This is a genomic window from Micromonospora sp. USAFONa4 (genome assembly GCF_057197825.1).
This window is the reverse complement of record NZ_CM170072.1, coordinates 198,772-223,102: the sequence shown is the minus strand read 5'-3', so window position 1 is coordinate 223,102 and position 24,331 is coordinate 198,772. Positions and strand designations below refer to the sequence as shown.

Below are 24,331 nucleotides of genomic sequence, written 5' to 3'. Positions count from 1 at the left end.
GCCTCGTGACCACGGGCTCGGCATTCGCCAGGGTGTATATACTCGCGCGGGTGACCCCACCGGGATACCCTGCAACGGCCGGACCGCTGGTGATTCGCCCACTCTGGGCGCTTGCCGGCCCGGCGCTCGGCGCACTGCTCGCCGCCAGCCTGATCACCGCTCCCATCGGACCGCTGGGCAGCGCGATCCAGCGTGATCTCGGGCTGTCCACCGTGACCATGGCAGTGGCCGTCATCGCTCCCTACGTGGTGGCGACGGCAGCCATGGCCGCACCCGGCTACCTGCTCGGTCGACGGTGGCCCACCGCGGCCGGGGTGTCGGCGCTGGTGCTTCTGATCGTCGGGAGCCTGGTGTGCTTGCTCGCGCCCGGCACGGCGTCGATGGTGGTCGGGCGGGTGCTCCTCGGGCTGGGTGCCGGCACCGTGATCGGCGTTCTCCTCGCCCTGTCAAGTCAACTGGACCGCTGGCGTTCTCAGGCCCGACTGGTGCTCGGTCTCGCGTTCGGCGTCGCACTCCTGCTCGGGCCCGTCGTGAGCGGCGTGCTGACGCAGAGGTTGTCCTGGCGGCCGGTGTTCCTGGTCGGTCTGCCGGTGGCCGGGCTCGCACTGGTCGTCACTGCGGCGAGCGGCATCGCCATGTGGGCCATGCGTGGCTCCCGGACGAGCCCGCCCGCCCCCGCTTCCTAGCGGAACCCGGAGCGGTGTCCCCGGACGCCCGGCAAGACCTGCGGGGCGTCCGGCTCGGCCGGTGGTCGGTGCACCGGGAGCCGGTAGGGTGCTCGCCGCCGCCCGCGCGGTGGTCAGCCGGACCTCCCCGCCACGCAGGTCGTACGTCACCGACCAACGGGTGCGCGCCTGCCGGACGTCGCTGAGGATCTTCATGGCGGCCGTCGCGTCCGCCACGCCACCGCTGCGGTCGAGTGCCTCGGCGATGGTCGGGTGGCGGCGGTCCTCCGCGACGCCGACGACGGGCACGTTGGTGAGCGCCTGCCAGCGGCCCGACCCCCGCTCGACCCGCAGCCGGCCGTCGACGAACTCGACCACCGCCGAGGCGCCGGTGGCGTCGGCGATCAGGTGGTGCAGCGCCGGGCCGCCCTGGAAAGTCCACGTTGTACCGCTGGAAGACCGCCACCGCCTCGTCGACCGTGGCCGCGCGGTCGAGCACCAGCCGCGGGACGCGTGCTGACCCGGCGGTGGCCCGGCCCGGGGCGCCGTCGTCCTCGGCGAGCCCGACCGCCAGGCCCCGCTCGTTCATGCCGTCGAAGGGCGGCAGCGGCGCGTTGAGCAGTCGCCGGTCGCCGACCGGCTCACCGTCTACCCCGAGGCACGACATGTCGACCACCGAGATGCTGGAGTACGCGTCCGGCGGATCGGTGCGCAGCACCAGCGCTGGGTCGGCGTCCCAGTCGAAGTTGCGGGCGAACAGCGGCCGGTCGGGGTCGCCGGCGGCGGCGAAGAGCGAGCACCCGAAGGTTCCGCCGGCCCAGCGTCCGTGCCGACGGTCGGGTCCCCTCGACGCTATGGCGTGGGCGGTGGGTGGTCCACCAAGGAGGGTTTCCGCGCCCGGCGCCCGGGTATCGGGCAGAGAACGACCGAGAGGCGGGTGACTGACATGAAGCGCAATCAATATCACGTCGTACCGAACGACGGCGGCTGGAAGGTCGAGCAGGGCAACCAGGTCGTCGGCACGTTCGACACCAAGCAGCTCGCCGTCGAGGCGGGGCGCCGGGCGGCGCACGGCAACGAGCCGAGCCAGCTCGTCGTGCACACGTCCGACGGCAAGATCGAGACGGAGTACACCTACCAGGACGACCCGTACCCGCCGGCCGGCTGACCGGCTCGTCCACGATGGACACGAACGGGCCCGACCCCCCGTGGGGGTCGGGCCCGTCGGCCTGCTGCGACTACCAGCTCAGGTAGCTGGGCTGGGTCTGCACGTTCAGCTCCCGGTAGCGGACGAGGTTCGCCGTCCAGGTCCGCCAGTCGGTCAGCTTGAGGACGTCGAAGCCCTTGGCCATGTCGTTGGAGTAGATGTAGCCGTTGTAGTGGTACGCCGACCAGGAGCCGCCGCCGACGAGCCGGTCGGCCGAGATCGGACCCCGCTCCCAGAACGCGATCTCCTGGGGGTTGGCCGAGTCGGTGAAGTCCCAGACGGAGATGCCGCCCTGGTACCACGCCTGGACCATGATGTCGCGCCCGAGCACCGGGATCAGCGAGCCGTTGTGCGCCACGCAGTTCTCGGTGTCGGCGTTCATCCGGGGGATCTTGTAGTAGCTGCGGAAGACCATGGTCCGGGCGTCGCCGCGACCGGTGATGTCGTAGATGGCGTTGGCGCCCCGCTCGGGTCCGACGGCCTCGTTGCAGGTGGCCGCGCTGCCGCCGCCCAGCTCGTCGGTGAAGACCACCTTGGTGCCGGCGTTGTTGAACGTGGCCGAGTGCCAGAACGCGAAGTTGACGGTGTCCCGGACCCGGTTGATCAGCCGGGGGGCCTCCCGGTTCGAGATGTCCATCAGCACGCCGTCGCCCATGCACGCGCCCGCGGCGAGGTTCTTCTCCGGGTACGCCGTGATGTCGTGGCAGCCGGTGGTCGCCGAACCGCCGGGCCGGCCCTCGTAGCCGCCGTCGGGGAAGAGGTTCGGGGTGGCCACCACCGCCGCGTCCGTGGGCGACTTCACCGGCACCTTGACGATGGAGATGGAGTCGTGCGGGGGCTGGCAGTCGGGGAACTCCGCCCGTGGGCTGTACGAGGAGACGTACAGGTAGACGGCCTTGCGGTCCTTGCCCGGCACCAGCGTGTGGGTGTGCGACCCGCAGGCCGTCTCCACCGCCTTGACGTAGCGGGGGTGGGCCTTGTCGCTGATGTCGAAGACCTTGATGCCCTCCCAGGACGCCTTCTCCGTCGCCGGCGCGCTGGTGCTGTTGCAGGAGTCGTCGCTGCGGGAGGAGTCGGTGGAGAGGAAGAGCAGGTCACCGTGGACGGAGATGTCGTTCTGCGATCCGGGGCAGTACACCTGCGACACCACCGTCGGCGCGGTCGGCCGGGAGATGTCGTAGATGACGAAGCCGTTGTAGTTGCCGGCGAAGGCGTAGCGGCCCTGGAAGGCGAGGTCGCTGTTGGTGGCGTCCAGCGGAGCCTGCTTCGGCAGGTTGGCGATCTGCCGGAGGTTGGGGCTGCTGACGATCTCGTCGACGCCCGGGATGGTGTTGGTGGTGTCCGCCGTGCCCGAGGGGGCGGACCGCGCCGCCACGCCGGCACTTCCCGGCGTGGCGGTGGCGACGCTGGCGAGGAGTAGACCGGCCGCGGCCAGGCTCACGGTGGTGAGCCGCCTGGCCCGCAAGGTGCGGAAACTGGTCATCGGCGACGTCCTTCGCAAGGGGATGACGATGGTGCACACCTTACAGTCCAAAGAGTTCCATCGATGTGATATGAATCACACTTAAGCCCGTTCGTCGATGGATAGCATCGCCATGACCTCTACCGGGGGGAGTGGCCCATGACCAACCCGCGCGCGCGGATCCTCGCCGTCGTCACAGCCGCGTGTCTGCTGGCGGTGGCGGTCGTCGTCCTGTCCCGTTCCGCCGGCGGTCCGGCGGTGCCGGCGGGACAGGCCGCCGCCCCGACGTCCGCCCCGGCCGGTCCGAGCCGACCCGCGGTGATCGTTCCCGGTCGGCCCGGCGAGACCGCCGCGGTCCGGCCCGCCGAGGAACTGCGCGACGCGACTGCGGCCCGGCACAACTCGATGGACGTCTGGTTCGTCCGGATGATGATCCCGCACCACGCCCAGGCGCTGGAGATGGCGGAGTTGGCCGGTGACCGCGCCGGCAACCCGGCCCTGCGCGCCCTCGCCGAGCGGATCCGGGCCAGCCAGGGCCCCGAGATCGGCCTGATGCGGGGCTGGCTGCAGGCACGCGGGCTCTCCACCGAGGTGGCCGGGCACGACCACGAGGGCATGCGGGGCATGCAGACGCCCGAGGCCATCCGGCAGCTCGCGGCGGCGCGGGGCGCCGAGTTCGACCGGCTCTTCGTGCGGATGATGACGGAGCACCACCAGGGCGCGGTCCAGATGGCCACGGACCTGCTCAAGGTCGGCGCCGACCTCACCCTGTCGGAGTTCGCCAACTCCGTCGCCACCGAGCAGACCGTCGAGATCGACCGGATGCGCGAACTGCTGGCCTGACCCGGTCGGGCGGCCCGGCCCGGCCTCGGGGCGGAGTGACCCCCTGACCTGCGGCACGTACGCTGGGTGACCGTGAACCGCGCGATCCTCGGCCGCCCGCTGCGCGGCGTCGCCTTCGACGCCTTCGTCTCCGCCACGGTGGCGCTCCTCGGCCTCGCCGGCATGGCCAACCAGCCCGGCGGTGGCAGGGCCACCCTGGTCGGGGCCGCGATGGCGGTGGCGCTGCTGTTCCGCCGGGCCCACCCGTCGGCGGTCGCCGCCGTGGTGGCCGCGCTCGCGATGGTGCAGGTGGTCGCCGGGTGGGGGCCGCTGCCCTTCGACGTCGCGGTGCTGATCGCCCTCTACAGCGTCGTCAAGTACGCCGACCGGCTCCGCGACGGGGTCCTCGCCGGGATCGGCGCGGCCGTCGGGGTGGTGCTCGCCGGCCTCCAGACCTCGGGAGCCATCGCCTGGTGGGCGGCGGCGATCTACTACGGGCTGGTCACCGGGGCGGTCTGGCTGGTCGGGCTGAACGTGCGCACCCGCCGGCTCTACGTGCTCACCCTGGAGGAGCGGGCCGCCACCCTGGAGCGGGAACGCGAGGCGGAGGCGCGCGCCGCGGTCGCGGAGGAACGCACCCGCATCGCCCGGGAACTGCACGACGTGGTGGCGCACAGCATGGCGGTGATGATCGTGCAGGCCGACGGGGCGCGGTTCACGCTCGACCGGGACCCGGAAACCGCCCGCCAGGCGGTGAAGGTGGTCGCCGACACCGGCCGGCAGGCGCTGGAGGAGATGCGCCGGCTGGTCGGCGTACTGCGGGAGCCCGACGCACCGGACGCGCAGGCCGGGCCCGGTGCGGCGGGCGCGCCCGGTGACGCCGGGGCGACCGCCGACCCGGCGCACCGCCGGTTGGCGCTGGCGGAGCTGCCCGCCCTGCTAGACCGGTTCCGCGCCGCCGGCCTGCGCACGCGGCACGCGGTCACCGGGGAGCCGGCGGCGATGCCGCCCGGGCTGGAACTGACCGTCTACCGGGTGGTGCAGGAGGGGCTGACCAACGCCCTGAAGCACGCCGGGGTCGGCGCCGACGTCGAGGTCACGGTCGCGCACACCCGCGACGCCGTGGTGGTCCGGGTGGTCGACGACGGCCGCGGCCGGCCGCCGGTCAGTCCCGCGCCGTCCGGCGGGCACGGCCTGGTGGGCATGCGCGAGCGGGTCGGCGTGTACGACGGCAGCCTCACCGCGGGCCCCCGGCTCGCCGGGGGCTGGCAGGTCGAGGCGCGGCTACCGCTACCGTCGACGTCCCCGACGACGGAGGTGACGGCGGCATGACGGTCCGCGTGGTGATCGTGGACGACCAGGCCCTGGTCCGCGCCGGCTTCCGGATGGTGCTGGGCTCCCAGCCGGACCTGGAGGTCGTCGGCGAGGCGATCGACGGGGCCGACGCCCTGCGGCTGCTGGCCCGCGTCGAGGCCGACGTCGTGGTGATGGACGTCCGGATGCCGACCATGGACGGGGTGGAGGCGACCCGCCGGATCTGCCGGGACCGTCCCGCCGGACCGCCCCGGGTGCTGGTGCTCACCACCTTCGACACCGAGGCCGACGCCTTCGCCGCGCTCCAGGCGGGCGCCAGCGGCTTCCTGCTCAAGAACGTCCCGCCCGAGGAGCTGCTGGCCGCCATCCGGGTGGTCGCCCGGGGCGACTCGGTGGTCGCCCCGCCCATCACCCGGCGGCTGCTCGACCGGTTCGCCGGCCGGCTCGGCCCCGGGCCCGCCGAGGACCCCCGGATCGGCCAGCTCACCGAGCGCGAGCGGGAGATTCTCCTGCTGGTGGCGCAGGGCCTCTCCAACGCGGAGATCGCCGCCCGGGTGCACGTCGCCGAGGCCACCGTGAAGACGCACGTCGGGCGGATCCTCGCCAAGCTCCAGCTCCGCGACCGGGTGCAGGCCGTGGTGCTGGCGTACGAGACGGGGCTGGTCACCCCCGGCGGCTGAGCCGGTCTACGACCCAGGTCGTACGGGCCCACCCCGTCAGGGGCTCCCCAGGTCGCAGCGGGACCACCACGCGCGGGTGGACGCGGCCGGACCGGCGGCGCCCATAGCGTCGGAGACGTCCCAGCCACGATCTCCACGGGGAGCTCCACGTGTCCGTCGCACCTCCCGCGCACGCCACCGCCGGCGTCGCGGTCACCGCCCGCGGCCTGTCCAAGCGGTACGGCGCCGGCCAGGCCGCCGTCGTCGCCCTCGACGGTGTCGACGTCGACTTCGCCGCCGGCCGGTTCACCGCCATCATGGGCCCCTCCGGCTCCGGCAAGTCCACCCTCATGCACTGCCTCGCCGGCCTGGACCGGCCCACCTCCGGCAGCGTGCGCATCGGCGACGCCGACCTCGCCGGCCTCGACGACAAGCGGCTCACCCTGCTGCGCCGCGACCGGGTCGGCTTCGTGTTCCAGAAGTTCAACCTGCTGCCGGCGCTGACCGCCGAGGAGAACATCGTGCTGCCCCTGGCGATCGCCGGCCGGCGGCCGGAGCGGGCCTGGCTGCGCCAGGTCGTCGCCGCGGTGGGGCTCGCCGACCGGCTGCGCCACCGTCCCGCCGAGCTTTCCGGCGGCCAGCAGCAGCGGGTGGCGGTCGCCCGCGCCCTGATCACCAAGCCGTGGGTGATCTTCGCCGACGAGCCGACCGGCAACCTGGACTCCCACTCCGGCGCCGAGGTGCTGCGCCTGCTCCGCGAGGCCGTCGACACCCTCGGCCAGACGGTGATCATGGTGACCCACGACCCGTCGGCCGCCGGGCACGCCGACCGGGTGGTCTTTCTCGCCGACGGCCGGCCGGTACGCGACCTCACCGCGCCGACCGCCGAGCGCGTGCTCGACGCACTCGCCGGCCTCGACCCGGCGCGCGTACCGGCCGCCGGCCGCGAGGCGGTGACCCGGTGATCAGGACGACCCTGCGCCAGCTCCGCGCCGAGGCACTGCGCCTGATGCTCTCCTCGCTGGCCATCGTGCTCGGCGTCGCGTTCATCGCCGGCACGCTGATCTTCGTCGACGGGATGCGCACCGGCGCGTACGAGCGGGCCGGGGCGTTCGACAGGCACACCGACCTCGCCGTCCACTCCACCACCGGCGACCCGTTGCCGGCCGCGCTGGTCGAGAAGGTGCGCTCCGTCGACGGGGTCGCCGCCGCCGAGGGGGAACTGCTCGGCTCCGGCGGCGTCGTCGGCGCCGACGGCCGCCCCGTGCTCGGCTACGCCGTCCTCGCCGCCATCCCCGTCGACGAGGCGCTGCGCTCGTACGACGTGGTGGCCGGCCGGCTGCCCGACCGCCCCGGCGAGGTGGTGCTGGACGCGCCCACCGCCGCGGAGGAGGGCTTCGCCCTCGGCGCGCCCGTACGCGTCGGCGGCGCCGGGGGAGCGGCCCGCCCGTACACGCTGGTCGGCACGGTCGACGTGGCCGGCACCGCCCGCGACGTCGGCGGTCCGTTCATCGGCCTGGTCGGCGCGGACGCCCTCGCGGTGACCGGCCAACGCGGCTACGACCGGATCATGGTGGCCGCCCGGCCGGGCACGACCGACGAGGCGTTGGCCGGGCGGGCCGCCGAGGCCGTCGGCGCCGGCGCGACCGTCAAGACCCGGCAGCGGATCCTCGACGACGCCGTGACCGACGCGGTCCGCGACCTCCAGCAGTTCAACATGGCGCTGCTGACCTTCGCCGGGGTCGCCGTCGTGGTCGCCGGCTTCGTCATCGCCAACACCTTCGCGATCGTGCTGGCGCAGCGGACCCGGCGGACCGCGCTGCTGCGGCTGGTCGGCGCGACCCGGGGCCAGCTGTTCCGCGCCGCGCTGCTGGAGGCCGCGCTGCTCGGGCTGGTCGCCTCCGCAGTCGGCGTGCTTATCGGCGTGGCCCTGGCCGGCGGCATGAACCAGGTGATGGCGCGCCTCGACGCGCCGGCCCCCGGCGGGCTCACCGTCACCGCCTCGACCGTGCTGGTCAGCCTGCTCCTCGGCACGGCGATCACGATGGGCGCCGCCCTGCTGCCCGCGTGGCGGGGCACCCGGATCGCCCCGGTCGCCGCGCTCACCGACGCGGCGGTCCAACCCGCCCGGGGCGCCGGCCGGCTCCGGCTGACCGTCGGGGCGCTGGTCTTCGCCGCCGGGATCGCCGCGCTGGTCGGCGCCGCGTACGCCGTCCAGGTGGTGCTCGTGGCCGCCGGAGGCGTGCTCACCTTCTTCGGCATCGTCCTCTTCGGCCCGGTGCTCGTGCCGGCGCTGGTCCGGGTGCTGGGGTGGCCGGCCCGCCGGCTGTTCGGCGCCACCGCCGGCCTGGCCGTGGCGAACGCCGTACGCAATCCGCGCCGGATCGCCGCGACCGCCACGGCCCTCGTGATCGGGATCGGTCTGGTGTCGGCCTTCGTGGTCGGCGCCCGCAGCACCAAGGACGGCATCGAGCGCAGCGTGGACGCCGAGATCGGGGTCGACTTGCTGGTCACCGGGATCGGCGGGAGCCTGCCGGCGCCACTCGTGGCCGAGTTGCGCGCCCGGCCCGAACTGGCGGTGGTGCACGAGCGGCGCGGCGCCGTCGCCGCCGGCGTGCAGATCCAGGCCGCGCACCCCGCCCTGGTGGCCCGGACGCTGACGGGCGTCGTGGCGGGGGACGTCGAACGGCTGGGACCCGGGTGGGTGCTGGTGCACCGGGAGCTGGCCGAGGCCCGGGGCTGGACGACCGGCTCCACCGTCACCGTGCGCGGCCGGTCGTTGCGGGTGGCCGCGGTCGTCACCGCCGACGGACCGGCACTCGCCGGCAGCCCCGTCCCCGACGGTCACGTGATCGACGTGGTGGACGCCGACTTCGCCGCGCTCTTCCCCGACGAGCGGGGCTTCCTGGCCGAGATCGACCCCGCCGACGGGGTCTCCGCCGATCGGGCCCGGGCCGCCGTCGAGGCGGTGGTCGCCCGGTATCCGACGGCCAACCTGATGGACCAGGGCGCGTACAAGAAGATGCTCACCGCCACGGTCGACATGCTGCTCGCCCTCGTCACCGCGCTGCTGGGCCTGGCCGTGGTGATCGCGCTGGTCGGGGTCGCCAACACGCTGAGCCTGTCGGTGGTGGAACGGACCCGGGAGAACGCCGTGCTGCGGGCGGTCGGCCTGACCCGGGGGCGGATGCGCGCCATGCTGGCCGTCGAGGCGGTGCTGACGGCGCTGGTCGGGGCGCTGCTCGGGGTCGGGCTCGGCACCGGCGTCAGCGCCGCCGCGATGGCCCTGCTGGCCCGGATCAGCGGCGACTTCGCCGTGGTGCTGCCGGTGGGGCAGCTGGCGCTGATCCTCGGGGTCGCGGTCGTGGCCGCCCTGGTCGCCTCGGTGCTGCCGGCGCGCCGGGCGCTGTCCCGGCCGGTGGTCGAGGCGCTCGGCGACCAGTGACAGCCGCCGGCCGGTCCCGTCGCCCCGTCCGGGTGCCGGGACCGGCCAGCGGTGCCGGGCCTACAGGCGTTCCACCACCGGGCCGGCACACCGGTTGCGGGTGTCGAAGACGTACCGGGCGTGCCGGGTCACCAGGTCGTAGTCGAAGTCGTCGTGGTCGGTGACCACCACCACCGCGTCCGCCGCGCGCACCTCCCGCTCGGTCAGCTCCACCACGAGCACGCCGCCCGGGATCTGGTGCGGCTCCGCGTACGGCTCCACCGCCCGGACGTCCGCGCCCAGGGCCTGCAGGCGCTGGGCCACGTCGACGGCGGGGGAGTCCCGCATGTCACCGGTGTTCTTCTTGTACGCCAGCCCGAGCAGCAGCAGCCGGGCCCCGCTGACGGCGCGACCGGCCCGGTTCAGCCCGTTCATGATCCGTCGGGCCACGTGCTCGGGCATCTCGTGGTTGACGTCGTTGGCCAGCTCGATGAACCGGAACTGCCGCCCGAGGCGCCGCTTGACCTGCCAGGACAGGTAGCACGGGTCGATCGGCAGGCAGTGCCCGCCGACCCCCGGGCCGGGCCGGAACGGCATGAAGCCGAACGGCTTGCTCTCCGCCGCCTCGATCGCCTGCCAGACGTCGATGTCGAGGTGGTGGGAGAGCATCGTCAGCTCGTTGATCAGGGCGATGTTCACCTGGCGGAACGTGTTCTCGATCAGCTTGGTCAGCTCAGCCACCCGGGTGGAGTCCACCGGCACGGTCCGTTCGACGAGCCGGCGGTAGAACCCGTCCACCCGGGCGAGGGCGGCCGCGTCCATCCCGGAGACCACCTTCGGGGTGTTCTCCAGGCGCCAGGTCGGGTTGCCCGGGTCGATCCGCTCGGGGCTGTAGCCCAGGTGGAAGTCGCCCGGGCTGAGCAGCCCGCTGGCCGACTCCAGCAGCGGGCGCAGCAGCTCCTCCGTGGTGCCGGGATAGGTGGTGGACTCCAGGATCACCGTGCAGCCCGGCCGCACGTACGGGCCGATGCCGACGCCGGCCTGCTCCACGAAGCTGAGGTCGGGCGTGCCGTCGCGCAGCGGCGTGGGCACGGTGATCACGCAGATGTCGAAGCCTTCCGCGTCGGTGTACGCCGTGCTCGGCCGGTACCGGCCGCTGCCCAGCGCGCGGCCCAGCCGATCGGCGGGGATGTCCTCGACGAACGACTCGCCCGACGCGAGCCGCTTGATCCGGTCGGAGTCGACGTCGAGGCCGACCACGTCCAGGCCGGCCTCGACGGCTCGCATGGCCAGCGGCAGGCCGACGTACCCCTGGCCGATGACGACCAACTTCTCAACGCTCACCCGGGCTCCTGAGGCAGAGGGCGGAAAGTGCCTGCTCGGGAGCCTAGAGTGATTTCTGTGCCCGTACGTCCGGTTTGAGGTTATCGGTGCCAGACTGACGTGGCGTCACGGGGTCACGCGGCCGGGCGCCGGCGCTCAGACCACCGGCGGATTGGCCGGCTCGACCGGGGTGGTCTGGGTCGGGGTCGGCTCTGTCGGCGGCGTGGTCTGCGTCGGGGCGGTGCTGGTGCTGGGCGTCGCCACCGGCGGATCGTCGGTCTTGGTGGGATCCGGCGACTGCGGAGCCGCCGACCCGCTCGGCTGGGGCGAGACCGGCGGCGCGGTGGCCGACGGCGAGGGGCTGGCGGTGGAGCCGGTGGGCCGGAACGGCCGCCCGGGGTCGACGGGGGCGTCCTCCTCCTTCACCGGCGCCTCGGCGCCGCCGCTCGGCTCCGCGGCCGGGGTGGTCGCCTGCGGGACCTTGACCGCCGGCGCGTCGGCCTCGCGTGACGCGCCGAGCGCCGCGCCGAGGCCGGCCAGCGCCACCAGCACCGCCGTGGCCGCGCCGACCAGGGTGCCGCGTCGCCTCCGCCGGGCCACGGTCGCGGCGACCGGCACGTCGGTGCGGGTGCCCGGGGCGACGCCGCCCGCCGCCGCGGCGGCGGGCACCATGGCGGTCGGCGCGGAAGGGTCGGACACGGCGGCGCGGGCGGCCTCGGCCATCGCCGCCGCGCTGCTGAACCGATCGGCCGGATCCTTGGCCAGGGCGCGGGTGACCAGCGCGCGGACCGCCTCCGGAACGTCGTGCGGCAGCTCCGGCGGCTCGTCGTCGAGGTGGCGCACGGCGACCTGCAGCGGGTTGTCGCCGGTGAACGGCGGGCTGCCGCTCAGGCAGCAGTAGGTCACCGCGCCGAGGGCGTAGATGTCGGTCGCGCCGGACACCGGCCGGCCGGCGGCCTGCTCCGGTGCCATGTAGAGCGCGGTGCCCGGCACGGCGTTCGTGCTGGTGATGCTGGTGATGTTGGTCGACCGGGCGACGCCGAAGTCGACCAGCACGACACTGCCGTCCTCCTGCACCAGCAGGTTGCTCGGCTTGACGTCGCGGTGCACGATCCCGCCGAGGTGCGCGGCGTGCAGCGCCTGCGCGACCTGCGCGACGATCGCCATCGTCTCGGCCACGTCGAGACGCCCGACGGCCTCGATCCGCTTGGACAGCGGCTGGCCGGTCACGAACTCCATGACCAGGTAGTCGGCCCGCCCGCCGTCCGGCAGGTCGTCCTCGCCGCTGTCGAAGACCTGGACGATGCCCGGGTGGCGCAGGGCGGCCATGATCCGGGCCTCGGCACGGAAGCGGGCGATGAAGTCGGGGTCGGAGACCAGCGCCGGCAGCAGGACCTTCACCGCGACCTGCCGGCCGAGGACGAGGTCCTTGCCCCGCCAGACGTCGCCCATGCCGCCCGTGGCGACACGCTCGTCCAGGCGGTAGCGACCGCTGAGTACGACCTCCGATGACAACACAGCATTACCGTACCCAGGCCGGCGGGGATCGGCGCGCCGCGTGCCGTCGGGTCGAACCGCGCCGCCCGCGCGGCGGGGGCGGCGGGACCGGAGCCGCCTCGGATAGGCTGTGAGCGCCCGTGGACGGTGTGTGACGACATTCCCCCCATGTCCGTCGTGGGCTGGTCGAATGCGCCGACGCCCCCGCCCGCCGGCGGGGCGCAGCGTCCCGGGCCGCCGCGCCGTTACGGCGACGGGCCGGCCGAACGGCTAGATAATTCTCACTCTTCTGCCCACCGGGGCGGGCTTGCCCGATCGACCCGGCGCTCCTAGCGTTAGCCCGACTCGGGCCCGCCCCACGGCGTCGCCGCGGCACCTGCGCCAACGGCCGTGCCGCCACGGCAGGAGTCCAGACGTATGGTCCGGGCGACGCGGTCCCGGGCGTGATCAGGTCAGCGGGGGGCTGAAGGGTGCGGGATCAGGTCCGTTTGCCGGACCGTGCTTGCCTCGCGCACGCCCCCGTGGGCGTGCGCCGTCTGCGCGTGTCCACCGGACGGAAGCGGCGACCACATGTCCGGTGAGCTGAACGAGGCCGTCGTGGCGGCGCAGGCCGGCGACGAGGACGCCTTCCGCTTCCTCTACCGCAGCCTCCAGCCCGGCCTGCTCCGGTACCTGACCGCCCTGGTCGGCGCGGACGCCGAGGACGTCGCCTCGGAGACCTGGTTGCAGGTCTCCCGCGACCTGCCCAGCTTCACCGGCGGCGAGTTCCGGGCCTGGACCGTCACCATCGCCCGCAACCGGGCCATGGACCACCTGCGCCGGCAGCGCCGTCGTCCCTCGCTGCCCGTGCCGGTGCAGGCGCTCGCCGAACTGGCCGGCGACGCCGACACGGCCGAACGGGCCGGCGAGACGATCGGCACCGAGGCGGCGCTCGCGCTGATCGCCACCCTGCCGCCCCGCGAGGCCGAGGCCGTCCTGCTGCGCGCCGTCGTCGGGCTGGACGCCGAGACCGCCGGGCGGGTGCTCGGCCGCCGGGCCGGTGCCGTGCGCACCGCCGCCCACCGGGGGCTGCGCCGGCTCGCCGTGCTGATGGAACGCTACGACCCGAGCCGGTCGCCGGCCGCCCCCGAGGCCGCCGCGGCGCCCCGACCGCGTACCGGCCGGCGGCAGGCGTCGCACGCCGAACCGGCGGACGGTTGACGTGAGGGGATCCAGGATGTTCTTTCGCCGGACCGAGCGGCCCGCCGATCGCGGCGCGTCCGACCGGCTCCTCGACGCCGCCCGCGCGGATGCCTCCCGTACGCCGGACGCCGAGCCGCTCGCCCGGCTGCTCTCCGCCGCCGCGGCCCCCGCCCGCCCCGACGAACTGGCCGGGGAGGAGGACGCCCTGGCGGCCTTCCGGGCGGCGCGCGCGGCCGGCCCCGCCGCCGGAGCCGTGCCGTCGCCACGCCGGCGCCGGTTCACCGCCGGCGCCATGGCCTGGGGCGCGGGGATCGCGGTCACCGCGACCGCGGGCGCCGCCTTCGCCGCCGTCACGCTGGACCGGGCCGACGACCCGGCCCCGCCGCCCCGCCCCGTCACCCCGACCCCGGCGCCGGCCACCACCGGCCCGCACCGGGACGGATCGACCGGAGACACGGGTGGCCGCCCCACCGGGACCCCGCCCCGCCCCTCCGCCGCCCCGACCTCGGGCGCACCCGCCCCCGGCAGCACCGCCGGCGACGCGCCGGGAGCGCAGGGGAACGCCGAACAACTGCGCGGACTCTGCCGGGCGTACCTGGCCAAGAAGCCGGCGCAGCGGGAGAAGGCCCTGGACACCCCCTCGTTCGCGCACCTGGTGACCGCGGCGGGCGGCCGGGAGCGGGTCGAAGGCTTCTGCGGGCAACTGCTGCCCGACGTGGCGGCGAAGGAGTCGCCCGACAAGCCGCCGAAGAAGGGGCCGAGCCCGACCCCGACCCCGGCTGCGACCCCGACCGACTGACGCCCCTCGCGGTCGGTCCCGGCCGCTGATTTCTCCCGCCCGGCGCGACGGGCCGGGAGAGGCCGTTTGCGCTGCACGTTCCGGCCGGCCACGCGGAATTCGTCTGCTAGACAGGAGTGCGTGGGGCCACCGACGCCCGCGCCGATGACGGTGGGTGGCGTTACGGTGACACCGAACGGAAGTCGGCCGGGAAGGGGGCCCATGCCGTGGTGACGTCGCCGGAGCTCGACCGGACCACCGTCCTGCGGGAGTCCGCCGCCGCCGAGGGTCACCTCGCGCGCATCTGCTTCAAGACCGGCCCACCGACCCACACCGGCGTCGAACTCGAATGGACCGTGCACGACGCCGCCGACCCCGCCCGCCCGGTCGACGGCGAGCGGCTCCGGGCGGCACTGGGGCGGCACAGCCCCCGCACCCTCGACCGCGCGAGCCCCGCCGAGCCGCTCCCGCACGGTGGCACCGTGACCGTGGAGCCCGGCGGGCAGCTGGAGATCTCCACCGCGCCACGCTCCTCGCTCGCCACCCTCATCCACGCCACCGACGGCGACATCGCCGTGCTGACCGGCCTGCTCGACGCCGCCGGGCTGGTCCTCGGGCGCAGCGGCATAGACCCGCACCGGCCGCCCCGCCCGGTGGTCGAGGGCCCCCGCTACCGGGCCATGCGCCACGTCTTCGACCGGCGCGGCCCGGCCGGCCGGACGATGATGTACAGCACGGCCGGTCTCCAGGTCTGCCTCGACGCCGGGGAGCCGGAACACCTGCCGGAGCGCTGGGCGGCGGTGCACGCGCTCGGGCCGCCCCTGCTGGCCGCGTTCGCCACGGCCGACCAGCACGCCGGGCGCAGCACCGGCTGGGCGTCCGCCCGGATGGCCGCCTGGTACGGCATCGACCCGGCCCGCACCCGTCCGGTGTGGACGCCGGAGACCGACACCGACCCGGTCACGGCCTGGACCAGCTACGTCCTCGCCGCGCCACTGCTCTGCGTGCGCGGCGACGGCTCGGACTGGACGCCGCCGCCGGGGATCACGTTCGCCGACTGGGTCGACGGGGCGCTGCCCCGGCCGCCCACCACCGACGACCTCGACTACCACGTGAGCACCCTCTTCCCGCCGGTGCGACCCCGGGGCTATCTGGAGCTGCGCTACCTCGACACGCAGCCCGGCCGGGGCTGGCTGCTCCCGCTCGCGGTGCTGGCCGTCCTGCTCGCCGACCCGGGCACGGTCCGCGCGGCCCGTGCCGTCGCCGGGCCGGTGGCGCACCGCTGGCACGCCGCCGCCCGCCACGGCCTGCGCGACCCGGCGCTGGCCGCCGCGGCAGCGGACCTGTTCGACCTGGCCCTCGCGGCCCTGCCCCGGCTCGACCTGCCGGCGGCCCTGCACCACGACATCGACCGAGGCGTACGGCGGCGGCGCGACGCCGCGAGGAGGAGTCACCGGTGACCGGAACGACCACGCGCCCGGCGGGCCCGGAGCAGTTGCGCAGCCGGATCGCGGCGGAACTCGAACGCACCCGCGCCCGCACCGCCCTGCTGACCGAGGCGGTCGACGAGGCCGACCTGACGCGGCAGCACTCGCCGCTGATGTCCCCGCTGGTCTGGGACCTCGCCCACGTGGGCAACCAGGAGGAACTCTGGCTGGTCCGGGACGTGGGCGGGCGCGAACCCGTCCGGCGGGACATCGACGACCTGTACGACGCGTTCAAGCAGCCCCGCCGGGACCGCCCGACGCTGCCGCTGCTGCCCCCGCAGGAGGCCCGCGCCTACCTGCTCACCGTCCGGGACAAGGTGCTCGACCTGCTGGACCGGGTCGCGTTCACCGAGCGGCCGCTGGTCGCCGACGGCTTCGCCTTCGGCATGATCGTGCAGCACGAGCAGCAGCACGACGAGACGATGCTCGCCACCCACCAGCTGCGCGCCGGCCCGGCGGTGCTGCACGCCCCGCCGCCGCCGGAACCGACGACCAGGGTCGACGGCGAGGTGCTCGTGCCGGCCGGCGAGTTCACCATGGGCACCGACACCGACCCGTGGGCGCTGGACAACGAGCGACCCGCCCACCGGGTCCACCTGCCGGCGTACGCCATCGACGCCGCGCCGGTGACCAACGGGCGCTACCGCGAGTTCATCGCCGACGGCGGCTACGACGACCCGCGCTGGTGGAGCCCGGCCGGCTGGCGGCACCGCCGGGAGGCGGAGCTGGTCGCGCCGATGCACTGGCGACGCGACGGCGACGGCTGGGCCTACCGGCGGTTCGGGCGGTGGGCGCCGGTCCGCGACGACGAGCCCGTGGTGCACGTCTGCTACCACGAGGCGCGGGCCTACGCGGCCTGGGCCGGCAAGCGGCTGCCGACCGAGGCGGAGTGGGAGAAGGCCGCCCGCTGGGACCCGGCCTCCGGCCGCTCCCGCCGCTACCCGTGGGGCGACGACGACCCCACGGCCGAGCACGCCAACCTGGGCCAGCGGCACCTGTGGCCCGCCCCGGTGGGCGCCTACCCGGCCGGCGCCTCGCCGCTGGGCGTGCACCAGCTCATCGGCGACGTGTGGGAGTGGACCTCCACGCCGTTCCGGGGGCACCCGGGCTTCACCGCGTTCCCCTACCGCGAATACTCGGAGGTCTTCTTCGGCGACGACCACCGGGTGCTGCGCGGCGGGTCGTTCGGCACCGACCGGGCCGCCTGCCGGGGCACCTTCCGCAACTGGGACTTCCCGATCCGGCGGCAGATCTTCAGCGGTTTCCGCTGCGCGCGGGACGCCCGGCCGGAGGAGTCGCAGCCGTGAGGACGGAGCGGCCGGACGGCCGGGTCGGACCAGGCACCCTGCTCCGGGACCGGCCCCCGGGGCCAGGCGACGTCGGCGGCCGGCGCCCGGGCCGTCCCGCCGGGCCGGGCGGTGTCGCCTGATGTGCCGTCACCTGGCCTACCTGGGGCCGCCGGTCACCCTGCGGGAGCTGCTGTTCGACCCGCCGTACTCGCTCGTGCGGCAGTCCTGGGCGCCCCGCGACATGCGCGGCGGCGGGACGATCAACGCCGACGGCTTCGGCGTCGGCTGGTACCCGGGCGACGGTGAGCCGGTGCGCTACCGGCGGTCGCAGCCGATCTGGAGCGATCCGACCATCGCCCAGCTCGCGCAGGTCACCTCGGCCGGCGCGGTGCTGGCTGCCGTCCGCTCCGCCACGGTGGGCATGGCGGTCCTCGACGGGGCCGCCGCCCCGTTCGCCGAGGGGCGGTGGCTGTTCAGCCACAACGGGGTCGTGCGGGGCTGGCCCGACTCGATGGTCCCGCTCGCCGCCACCCTGCCCGTACGCGACCTGCTCACCCTCGACGCGGCCACCGACTCGGCGCTGGTGTGGGCGCTGGTGCGGCACCGGCTGCGGGCCGGGGTGAAGCCGGCGCGGGCGGTCGCCGAGACCGTGACGGCGGTGGCCGGGGCCGCGCCCGGGTCCCGGCTCAACCTGCTGCTCACCGACGGGCGCACCGTGGTGGCCAGCGTGGCCGGGCACGCGCTGTCGATCCGCGCGACGCCGGCCTCGGTGCTGCTGGCGTCCGAGCCGCACGACGACGACCCCGGCTGGCAGGCGGTGCCGGAGGGGCAACTGGTGGAGGCCACCGCGACGGGGGTACGCGTCCGCGCCCTCGCCGAGGTCTGACCGCCGGCCGACAGGGACGTTCCACCCGACGACGAAGGGGATGACATGAGCGTGGAGCCGCTGGAGATCCACCTGGAGGAGCAGGACCTGGGCCGCAGCCTGCGGGAGGACGTCCGCACCGGCCTGACGGCCGAGGAGAAGTGGCTGCCCCCCAAGTGGTTCTACGACGCCCGCGGCAGCGAGCTGTTCGAGGAGATCACCCGCCTGCCGGAGTACTACCCGACCCGTGCCGAGCGCGCGGTGCTGGCCGAACGGGCGGCCACGATCGCCGAGCTGACCGGGGCGAAGACGCTGATCGAGCTCGGTTCGGGCTCGTCGGAGAAGACCCGGCTGCTGCTGGACGCGTTCACCCGCAGGGGCGGGCTCGGCACGTTCGTGCCACTGGACGTGTCGGTCAGCGCGCTGCGGCAGTCCACCGCCGAGATCGCCGCCGACTACCCCGGGCTGCGGGTGCGCGGCATCGTGGGGGACTTCACCCGCCACCTGGACCGCCTGCCGACCGGCGGGCGCCGGCTGGTGCTCTTCCTGGGCGGCACGATCGGCAACCTCCTGCCGGTCGAGCGGGCGCGGTTCCTCGCCGCGATGCGGGCCGCGCTGGAGCCGGGGGACTGGCTGCTCATCGGCACCGACCTGGTCAAGGACCCGGCGGTGGTCGTGCCGGCGTACGACGACGCGGCCGGGGTCACCGCCGAGTTCAACCGCAACGTGCTGCGGGTCGTCAACCGGGAGCTGGGCGCCGACTTCGATCCGGCGGGGTTCGCCCACGTCGCGCTCTGGGACGCCGAACGGGAGTGGATCGAGATGCGGCTGAGGGCGCGGCGGCCGATGCGCGTACGGGTGCTGGACCTGACGGTCACCTTCGCCGAGGGCGAGGAGCTGCGCACGGAGGTGTCGGCGAAGTTCCGGCCCGAGGGGATCGCCGCCGAGCTGGGCTCGGCCCGCTTCGCCGCCCACGACTTCTGGACCGATCCGGCTGGCCTCTTCGGCGTCACCCTGGCCCGCGCCGAGTGACCGGTGGGCCGCGCCAGGTGACCGGCGGGTGAGCATCTTCACCCGCCGGAGCCGGCCCGTCCGGTGATCGGCTAGGCTGGGCGACGCGAAGGGGAGTAGCCCCCAATGTCGTGGTCGACACACTGGTGCGTTCCGCATCCGGCCACGCGGCCTCGTCATCCGAGGCGGGCGAGACCTTCGACCCAGGCTGTTGCAGCCGGGTCGAGGGCGCCCCCGTACCTCCTCCCGGCACGATCCGGAAGGATGTCATGGAAGGTTTCCTCGTCGCGCTGGTCGTCAGCTTCGGCGTCATCTTCGTCGCCGAGCTGGGGGACAAGTCCCAGCTGATGGCCCTGACCTTCGCCACCCGCTTCAAGACCGTGCCGGTCCTGATCGGGATCACCGTCGCCACCGCCGTGGTGCACCTGGCCTCGGTGGCGATCGGCTACGGGCTCGGCGCCGCGCTGCCGACGGAGTGGATCTCGCTCGTCGCGGGCCTGGCGTTCCTCGGTTTCGGCGCGTGGACCCTGCGCGGTGACTCGCTCACCGAGGAGGAGAAGCGCAAGGCCGAGAAGAGCAGCAAGTCCGCCATCGTCGCGGTGTCGGTCGCCTTCTTCCTGGCCGAGCTGGGCGACAAGACCATGCTCGCCACCATCACCCTCGCCACCCAGTACGGCTGGTTCGGCACCTGGCTCGGCTCGACGATCGGCATGGTGGCGGCGGACGCGCTCGCCATCCTCGTCGGGCGGATGCTCGGCAAGCGGCTGCCCGAGAAGACCATCAAGTACGGTGCCGCGGTGCTCTTCGCGATCTGCGGACTCTGGCTGATCCTGGAGGCCGTCACGCAGCTCACCTGACGCCGACTACCGCCGTGCTGGCCGGGTAACGGCAGCGGATGGGCGTCGAGGAGATCCTGCGCCACGGCTACCAGGGCCTGGTCACGGCGGTGGAGGTCGCCGGGGCGGTGGTCATCTTCGTCGGGGCGGCGTGGGCGGCGGTGCGGTTCGTGGTCGAGGGACTGCGGCACCGCAGCGCCGCCGTGTTCACCCCGATCCGGCTCTCCCTGGGGCGGTTCCTCACCCTCGGGCTGGAGTTCCAGCTCGCGGCGGACATCCTGCGTACGGCGGTCTCGCCGACCTTCACCCAGATCGGCCAGTTGGCGGCCATCGCCGCGATCCGGACCGCGCTGAACTACTTCCTGGGCCGGGAGATCCGCCAGGAGCAGCAGCAGGTCCGGGAGTCGGAGCGCGTCCGGTGATCCGGGCCCTGGTCACCGCCACCACCGTCCTCGCCACCCTGGCCGGGCTCGCGGTGCTGCTCGGCACGGGCTCCTGGCGGTGCGCGATGCGGGTGCTGCTGGACCTGCTGACCGCCGCCGGGCTGCTGCGGCTGGCCGGCGGCCAGGGCTGGACGGCCCTGGCCGCGGCGGCGGCGATCGTCCTGCTGCGCCGGCTGCTCTGGGCCGCGCTCACCGCCGGCGGGCCGACCGGACCGCCGGGGCGGGTCCGACATCCGCCGGCGGCGGACGCGGCCGGATGGCCGACGCCGGGCCGGCACCGCCAGCGGTAACGGCAGGCCGGGCGACCGCCCCGACCCAGCGTGGCGACCGCCCCGACTCGGCGACCGCCCCGGCCCGGCCCGGCGACCGGCCCGTGCGGTGCCTCGTCCGGGGGTGCGGCGGCCGGTTCAGCCCTGCCCGCGCTGGTAGACGTCCGGCACGCCGTCGCGGTCGGCGTCCACCCGCTCCGCCTCGGCGATCCGCCGGTAGGCGGCGTTGCGCCGCACCAGCACGACCGTGGCGAGCAGTGCGGAGATCACCGAGCCGGTCAGCACGGCCGCCTTGACGTTGCCGGCGGCGGCGCTGTCGGGGCCGAACGCGAGTTCGCCGATCAGCAGGGAGACGGTGAACCCGATCCCGGCGAGCAGCGCGACGCCGAGCAGGTCCGTCCAGGTGATGTCCTCGTCGAGCTGCGCCCGGGTGAACCGGGCGAGCAGGAACGTCGAGCCGAAGATCCCGACGACCTTGCCGAGCACCAGACCGGCGACGACGCCGATCACGATCGGGTCGGTGACGATGGCCCCCAGGTCGGCGCCACGCAGCGACACCCCGGCCGCGAAGAACGCGAAGATCGGCACTGCGAAACCGGCCGAGATGGGGCGCCAGCGGTGCTCCAGGTGCTCGGCGAGCCCGTGCGCGTCGCCGGCCTTGCCCCGCAGGACGGGCACGGTGAAGCCCAGCAGGACGCCCGCCACGGTGGCGTGCACCCCGGAGGCGTGCATGAGGGCCCACGCGGTGGCCGCCAACGGGATCAGCGCCCACCACCACGTCTTGCGCCGCTGCACGAGCAGGCCGAAGAGGGCGATGGGGACCAGGGCACCGAGCAGCGGCAGCGGGCTGAAGTCGGCGGTGTAGAAGATCGCGATGACGGTGATGGCGAGCAGGTCGTCGACCACCGCCAGGGTCAGCAGGAAGGCGCGCAGGCCCTGCGGCAGGTGCGAGCCGATGACCGCGAGGACGGCGAGGGCGAAGGCGATGTCCGTCGCGGTGGGGATGGCCCACCCCCGCAGCCCGTCGCCGCCGAGGTTGACCGCGACATAGATGAGCGCGGGCACCACCATGCCGCCGACCGCCGCGACCACGGGCAGCGCCGCCCTGCGGGGGTCGCGCAGTTCGCCCGCGACGAACTCCCGCTTGAGTTCCAGCCCGACGACGAAGAAGAAGATCGCCAGGAGGCCGTCGCCGGCCCAGGCGGACAGGTCCAGGTCCAGGTGCAGGGCCGCGCCGCCCGGCCAGGGCACCCAGGCGCCGAGGGCGGCGTAGGAGGATTCCCAGGGCGAGTTCGCCCAGGTGAGCGCGATCATCGCGCCGAGCAGCAGGAGCCCGCCGCCGACGGTCTCGGTCCGTAGCACATCGGCCAGGAAACGGGCCTCCGGCCAGGACGTACGCGAGAAGAATCGCCGGTTCGGGCGGGGACGGTCGGAGGGCGGGGTGCGGTCGGTCATGCGCGGGTCCACCTCGATCTTGGGCAGCACGGGACGACGCCGACCAGGCTTCCCGGCACACCGCTGCCGACCCTATCCAGCGTTGGCGTGACCGGCGAGTCGGGGCGGCTCATTGCCGCCGAGGTCACGCCCGCTCGGTTTTCCCCGCCACCCTGGACGCCGTCCGCCCGTTTGTCCGGTGGTGGGTCGGGCGCCGATGTCAAGGGGTGAAAATACGTAACTCGGGACATAAGGCGTATGAGTCGCTTTAATGGTTTCACGAGATTAAGTCGACCTTGGGGGTTTTCGTGAAGTTCTTTGGCGTTACCGGCCTGGTACGGAGGCGCGCCTGATGGACCTGTACCGCCAACTCCGCCTCGTGCGCCGGCACTGGTGGATCGTGCTCCTCACCGTCATGGTCGCGCTCGGCGTCACCGCCCTCGTCACCGTCCGTGCGCAGCCCCGCTACGTCGCCTCGGTGACCTTCTTCGTCACCACGCCCAGCCAGGGCGTCACCGACGCCTACCAGGGCGGCCTCTTCCTCCAGCAGCGGGTCAAGTCCTACGCGGAACTGCTGACCAGCGACCGCCTCGCGCAGAGCGTGGTCGCCGAGGCCCCCGTCGGGCTCACCGCCGAGGAGGTCCAGCGCCGGGTCAGCACCTCCACCGAGACCGGCACCGTGCTGCTGCGCGCGTCGGTGACCGACACGGACCAGAGTCGGGCCCTGAAGGTCACCGAGGTGCTCTCCGCGCAGTTCGTCCAGCTGGTGCAGAAGGTGGAGACGACCCAGGACGGCAAGGCCGGCCCGATCAGGATCGAGGTGGTCAGCGGGCCCCGGGTCACCCCGACGCCCGTCTCGCCGCAACCGGTCCGCAACTTCGCCGTCGGTACGCTGCTCGGCCTGCTCGCCGGCGTGGGCCTGGCGATCCTGCGCGGGGTCGCCGACGTCCGCCTGCGCGACGCCGCCGGCCTCCGGCGCACCACCGGCAGCCCACTGCTCGGTGAGATCCCCTTCGAGAGCACCGCGAAGTCGGAGCCGTTGATCGTCGGCGCGGCGGCGAACTCCGCCCGGGCCGAGGCGGTGCGCAAGCTGCGCACCAACCTGCGCTTCGTCGACGTGCACGAGCCCGCCCGCGTCATCGCGGTCACCAGCGCCCTGCAGGGCGAGGGCAAGACCACGCTCTCCTGCAACCTGGCGATCGCCCTGGCCGAGGCCGGCTGGCGGGTGCTGCTGGTCGACGCCGACCTGCGCCGCCCGAAGGTCGCCGACTACCTGGGGCTCGACGCGGGCATCGGGCTGACCGACGTGCTGGTCGGCGACGTCCAGGTCGGCGACGTGGTGCAGCGCTGGGGCGACAAGTCCCTGCTGGTGCTCCCGAGCGGCTCGGCGCCGCCCAACCCCAGCGAGCTGCTCGGCTCCAAGGCGATGGCGGACCTGCTGCTCGCCCTGCGCGAGTCCGCCGACATCGTCATCATCGACACCGCCCCGCTGCTGGCCGTGACGGACGGCGTGGTGGTGGCCGTGCAGGCCGACGGCGCGCTCCTGGTCTCCCAGCAGGGCCGCACCTCCCGCAGCCAGGTGGCGCAGGCCGCCCGCGCCCTGAACTCGGTCTCCGTCCGGCTGCTCGGCTGCGTGCTGAACATGGCGAAGGTGGCCAAGGCGGAGGCGTACCAGTACGAGGCCTACCGGGTGGTCGCCGCCGCCGCGACTGCGGACGTGCCGGCCGACGCGACCCCGTCCGCCCGGCACGCGGAGCGGGCCGACGGCGTCGTCAGCGACCGTACGCAGGAACTCACCCGGCTGTCGCGATGAGCGCCGCGAGGGGTCGCATCGACCGTTCGATCTCCTCCGCGCAGCGTCGGAAGTCGGCGGCGGTGCCGCCGATCGGGTCCCGCAGGTCGTCCGCGTCCCCGGTGGCGGGTTGCAGCCGCCCCCGGGCGCGGGCGGCCGCCTCGACCGCCGCCCGCAGGGGACCGTCGGCCGGATCCGCCGCCGGGTCGGCGGCCGAGGCCAGCCGGCCGAACTGGCGGAGGGTGAACGTCCGGTGCAGCGCGGCCGGCGCGAGGGCGGTGCACACCGAGCGCTGGCGGCGCGTGGCCGTGAGCACCAGCGTCGCCCCGGCCAGGTGCTCCGGGCGCAGCCGCCGGCTGCGGAAGTCGGTGGGATCCCCGCCGGTCTCGGCCGCCAGGTCCGCCGCGTGCGGGTGCATCGGCAGGTCGTCGACGGCGTCCGTGCCGGCGCTGGCGACCGTCACCGCGCGCCCGGCCAGCAGGCGACGGGCGATGTACTCGGCCATCGGTGACCGGCACAGGTTGGCGTGGCAGACGAACAACACCCGGTCGACCATGCGGACCCCTCTCGTC

23 protein-coding genes are annotated in these 24,331 nt (G+C 74.5%); 18 read left to right on the top strand and 5 right to left on the bottom strand.

Going from position 1 to position 24,331, the window contains the following annotated elements:
* The first annotated feature begins 50 nt into the window (after positions 1 to 50).
* The 3 genes from AC0OO9_RS00890 (at position 51) to AC0OO9_RS00880 (ending at position 1,833) form a co-directional block, all read left to right on the top strand.
* Positions 51 to 686, top strand: coding sequence for an MFS transporter (locus AC0OO9_RS00890; RefSeq protein WP_484514773.1), 636 nt, complete (start codon positions 51 to 53; stop codon positions 684 to 686).
* A gap of 88 nt (positions 687 to 774) precedes the next feature.
* A complete protein-coding gene (locus tag AC0OO9_RS00885) occupies positions 775 to 1,185 on the top strand; it encodes a hypothetical protein (protein WP_484514771.1) in 411 nt (136 codons plus the stop codon).
* Positions 1,186 to 1,611: 426 nt separating this feature from the next.
* The gene (locus tag AC0OO9_RS00880; protein ID WP_225852266.1) at positions 1,612 to 1,833 is read left to right on the top strand and encodes a DUF2188 domain-containing protein; all 222 of its coding nucleotides are present in this window, start codon (positions 1,612 to 1,614) and stop codon (positions 1,831 to 1,833) included.
* 70 nt (positions 1,834 to 1,903) lie between these two features.
* On the opposite strand, the gene AC0OO9_RS00875 is transcribed toward AC0OO9_RS00880, so the two are convergent.
* The gene (locus AC0OO9_RS00875) at positions 1,904 to 3,355 is read right to left on the bottom strand and encodes an LVIVD repeat-containing protein (RefSeq protein ID WP_484514769.1); all 1,452 of its coding nucleotides are present in this window, start codon (positions 3,353 to 3,355) and stop codon (positions 1,904 to 1,906) included.
* Between the two features lie 138 nt (positions 3,356 to 3,493).
* Here AC0OO9_RS00875 and AC0OO9_RS00870 point away from each other — a divergent pair, with 138 nt between their 5' ends.
* The 5 genes from AC0OO9_RS00870 (at position 3,494) to AC0OO9_RS00850 (ending at position 9,574) form a co-directional block, all read left to right on the top strand.
* A complete protein-coding gene (locus AC0OO9_RS00870) occupies positions 3,494 to 4,177 on the top strand; it encodes a DUF305 domain-containing protein (RefSeq protein WP_484514767.1) in 684 nt (227 codons plus the stop codon).
* A 66-nt stretch (positions 4,178 to 4,243) separates the two neighbouring features.
* On the top strand, positions 4,244 to 5,488 hold the full coding sequence (locus AC0OO9_RS00865; RefSeq protein ID WP_484514765.1) for a sensor histidine kinase: 1,245 nt from the start codon (positions 4,244 to 4,246) through the stop codon (positions 5,486 to 5,488).
* Complete coding sequence (locus tag AC0OO9_RS00860; RefSeq protein WP_132234566.1) at positions 5,485 to 6,150, top strand: response regulator; 666 nt, start codon at positions 5,485 to 5,487, stop codon at positions 6,148 to 6,150. The genes AC0OO9_RS00865 and AC0OO9_RS00860 overlap by 4 nt, the downstream gene beginning before the upstream one ends.
* 149 nt (positions 6,151 to 6,299) lie before the next feature.
* Positions 6,300 to 7,094: an ABC transporter ATP-binding protein gene (locus AC0OO9_RS00855; RefSeq protein WP_484514763.1), complete on the top strand. Its 795-nt coding sequence runs from the start codon at positions 6,300 to 6,302 to the stop codon at positions 7,092 to 7,094.
* Positions 7,091 to 9,574 carry an ABC transporter permease gene (locus tag AC0OO9_RS00850; protein ID WP_484514762.1) on the top strand — a complete coding sequence of 828 codons (2,484 nt, stop codon included), beginning with the start codon at positions 7,091 to 7,093 and terminating at the stop codon, positions 9,572 to 9,574. Before AC0OO9_RS00855 ends, AC0OO9_RS00850 begins: the two co-directional genes overlap by 4 nt.
* 60 nt (positions 9,575 to 9,634) lie before the next feature.
* Here AC0OO9_RS00850 and AC0OO9_RS00845 read toward each other — a convergent pair whose 3' ends face one another.
* Together AC0OO9_RS00845 and AC0OO9_RS00840 are read right to left on the bottom strand one after the other, a co-directional pair.
* Positions 9,635 to 10,897 (bottom strand): nucleotide sugar dehydrogenase, encoded by a 1,263-nt coding sequence (locus AC0OO9_RS00845; RefSeq protein ID WP_484514760.1) that lies wholly within the window; start codon positions 10,895 to 10,897, stop codon positions 9,635 to 9,637.
* A 135-nt stretch (positions 10,898 to 11,032) separates the two neighbouring features.
* Positions 11,033 to 12,394 (bottom strand): serine/threonine-protein kinase, encoded by a 1,362-nt coding sequence (locus AC0OO9_RS00840; protein ID WP_484514758.1) that lies wholly within the window; start codon positions 12,392 to 12,394, stop codon positions 11,033 to 11,035.
* A gap of 549 nt (positions 12,395 to 12,943) precedes the next feature.
* Between AC0OO9_RS00840 and AC0OO9_RS00835 the strand changes: the two genes are divergently transcribed.
* The 9 genes from AC0OO9_RS00835 to AC0OO9_RS00795 all read left to right on the top strand — a co-directional run bounded on the left by AC0OO9_RS00835 (position 12,944) and on the right by AC0OO9_RS00795 (position 20,554).
* The gene (locus AC0OO9_RS00835; protein ID WP_484514756.1) at positions 12,944 to 13,573 is read left to right on the top strand and encodes an RNA polymerase sigma factor; all 630 of its coding nucleotides are present in this window, start codon (positions 12,944 to 12,946) and stop codon (positions 13,571 to 13,573) included.
* Between the two features lie 16 nt (positions 13,574 to 13,589).
* Positions 13,590 to 14,354, top strand: a complete 765-nt coding sequence (locus tag AC0OO9_RS00830; protein WP_484514755.1) for a hypothetical protein — start codon at positions 13,590 to 13,592, stop codon at positions 14,352 to 14,354.
* Between the two features lie 206 nt (positions 14,355 to 14,560).
* Entirely contained in the window at positions 14,561 to 15,793 is a 1,233-nt protein-coding gene (gene egtA, locus AC0OO9_RS00825) for an ergothioneine biosynthesis glutamate--cysteine ligase EgtA (protein ID WP_484514753.1), read from the top strand.
* Positions 15,790 to 17,127, top strand: coding sequence for an ergothioneine biosynthesis protein EgtB (gene egtB / locus AC0OO9_RS00820; RefSeq protein ID WP_484514751.1), 1,338 nt, complete (start codon positions 15,790 to 15,792; stop codon positions 17,125 to 17,127). The genes egtA and egtB overlap by 4 nt, the downstream gene beginning before the upstream one ends.
* 121 nt (positions 17,128 to 17,248) lie before the next feature.
* On the top strand, positions 17,249 to 17,995 hold the full coding sequence (gene egtC, locus AC0OO9_RS00815) for an ergothioneine biosynthesis protein EgtC (protein WP_357580883.1): 747 nt from the start codon (positions 17,249 to 17,251) through the stop codon (positions 17,993 to 17,995).
* A gap of 45 nt (positions 17,996 to 18,040) precedes the next feature.
* Positions 18,041 to 19,006, top strand: coding sequence for an L-histidine N(alpha)-methyltransferase (egtD, locus tag AC0OO9_RS00810; RefSeq protein ID WP_484514749.1), 966 nt, complete (start codon positions 18,041 to 18,043; stop codon positions 19,004 to 19,006).
* 248 nt (positions 19,007 to 19,254) lie between these two features.
* Positions 19,255 to 19,842: a TMEM165/GDT1 family protein gene (locus AC0OO9_RS00805; RefSeq protein WP_132235035.1), complete on the top strand. Its 588-nt coding sequence runs from the start codon at positions 19,255 to 19,257 to the stop codon at positions 19,840 to 19,842.
* A gap of 38 nt (positions 19,843 to 19,880) precedes the next feature.
* Positions 19,881 to 20,243: a DUF1622 domain-containing protein gene (locus tag AC0OO9_RS00800; protein WP_484514748.1), complete on the top strand. Its 363-nt coding sequence runs from the start codon at positions 19,881 to 19,883 to the stop codon at positions 20,241 to 20,243.
* Complete coding sequence (locus AC0OO9_RS00795; protein ID WP_484514746.1) at positions 20,240 to 20,554, top strand: hypothetical protein; 315 nt, start codon at positions 20,240 to 20,242, stop codon at positions 20,552 to 20,554. The genes AC0OO9_RS00800 and AC0OO9_RS00795 overlap by 4 nt, the downstream gene beginning before the upstream one ends.
* 117 nt (positions 20,555 to 20,671) lie before the next feature.
* Here the strand turns inward: AC0OO9_RS00795 and nhaA are convergent, their stop codons facing one another.
* Positions 20,672 to 21,988, bottom strand: coding sequence for a Na+/H+ antiporter NhaA (gene nhaA / locus AC0OO9_RS00790; RefSeq protein WP_484514745.1), 1,317 nt, complete (start codon positions 21,986 to 21,988; stop codon positions 20,672 to 20,674).
* A gap of 331 nt (positions 21,989 to 22,319) precedes the next feature.
* On the opposite strand from nhaA, the gene AC0OO9_RS00785 reads away from it, so the two are divergent.
* Positions 22,320 to 23,780, top strand: a complete 1,461-nt coding sequence (locus AC0OO9_RS00785; protein WP_484514743.1) for a tyrosine-protein kinase domain-containing protein — start codon at positions 22,320 to 22,322, stop codon at positions 23,778 to 23,780.
* Here the strand turns inward: AC0OO9_RS00785 and AC0OO9_RS00780 are convergent.
* Complete coding sequence (locus tag AC0OO9_RS00780) at positions 23,761 to 24,315, bottom strand: arsenate reductase/protein-tyrosine-phosphatase family protein (protein WP_484514742.1); 555 nt, start codon at positions 24,313 to 24,315, stop codon at positions 23,761 to 23,763. The genes AC0OO9_RS00785 and AC0OO9_RS00780 overlap by 20 nt on opposite strands.
* Between the last annotated feature and the right edge of the window lie 16 nt (positions 24,316 to 24,331).

What these genes read in the sequence shown, in the direction of transcription:
- egtC (WP_357580883.1), top strand. Translation starts at nt 17,249, where the DNA reads ATGTGCCGTCACCTGGCCTACCTGGGGCCGCCGGTCACCCTGCGGGAG.
- AC0OO9_RS00860 (WP_132234566.1), top strand. Translation starts at nt 5,485, where the DNA reads ATGACGGTCCGCGTGGTGATCGTGGACGACCAGGCCCTGGTCCGCGCC.
- AC0OO9_RS00875 (WP_484514769.1), bottom strand. Translation starts at nt 3,355, where the DNA reads ATGACCAGTTTCCGCACCTTGCGGGCCAGGCGGCTCACCACCGTGAGC.
- AC0OO9_RS00870 (WP_484514767.1), top strand. Translation starts at nt 3,494, where the DNA reads ATGACCAACCCGCGCGCGCGGATCCTCGCCGTCGTCACAGCCGCGTGT.
- AC0OO9_RS00780 (WP_484514742.1), bottom strand. Translation starts at nt 24,315, where the DNA reads ATGGTCGACCGGGTGTTGTTCGTCTGCCACGCCAACCTGTGCCGGTCA.
- AC0OO9_RS00805 (WP_132235035.1), top strand. Translation starts at nt 19,255, where the DNA reads ATGGAAGGTTTCCTCGTCGCGCTGGTCGTCAGCTTCGGCGTCATCTTC.
- nhaA (WP_484514745.1), bottom strand. Translation starts at nt 21,988, where the DNA reads ATGACCGACCGCACCCCGCCCTCCGACCGTCCCCGCCCGAACCGGCGA.
- egtD (WP_484514749.1), top strand. Translation starts at nt 18,041, where the DNA reads ATGAGCGTGGAGCCGCTGGAGATCCACCTGGAGGAGCAGGACCTGGGC.
- AC0OO9_RS00785 (WP_484514743.1), top strand. Translation starts at nt 22,320, where the DNA reads ATGGACCTGTACCGCCAACTCCGCCTCGTGCGCCGGCACTGGTGGATC.
- AC0OO9_RS00830 (WP_484514755.1), top strand. Translation starts at nt 13,590, where the DNA reads ATGTTCTTTCGCCGGACCGAGCGGCCCGCCGATCGCGGCGCGTCCGAC.
- AC0OO9_RS00800 (WP_484514748.1), top strand. Translation starts at nt 19,881, where the DNA reads ATGGGCGTCGAGGAGATCCTGCGCCACGGCTACCAGGGCCTGGTCACG.
- AC0OO9_RS00835 (WP_484514756.1), top strand. Translation starts at nt 12,944, where the DNA reads ATGTCCGGTGAGCTGAACGAGGCCGTCGTGGCGGCGCAGGCCGGCGAC.
- AC0OO9_RS00880 (WP_225852266.1), top strand. Translation starts at nt 1,612, where the DNA reads ATGAAGCGCAATCAATATCACGTCGTACCGAACGACGGCGGCTGGAAG.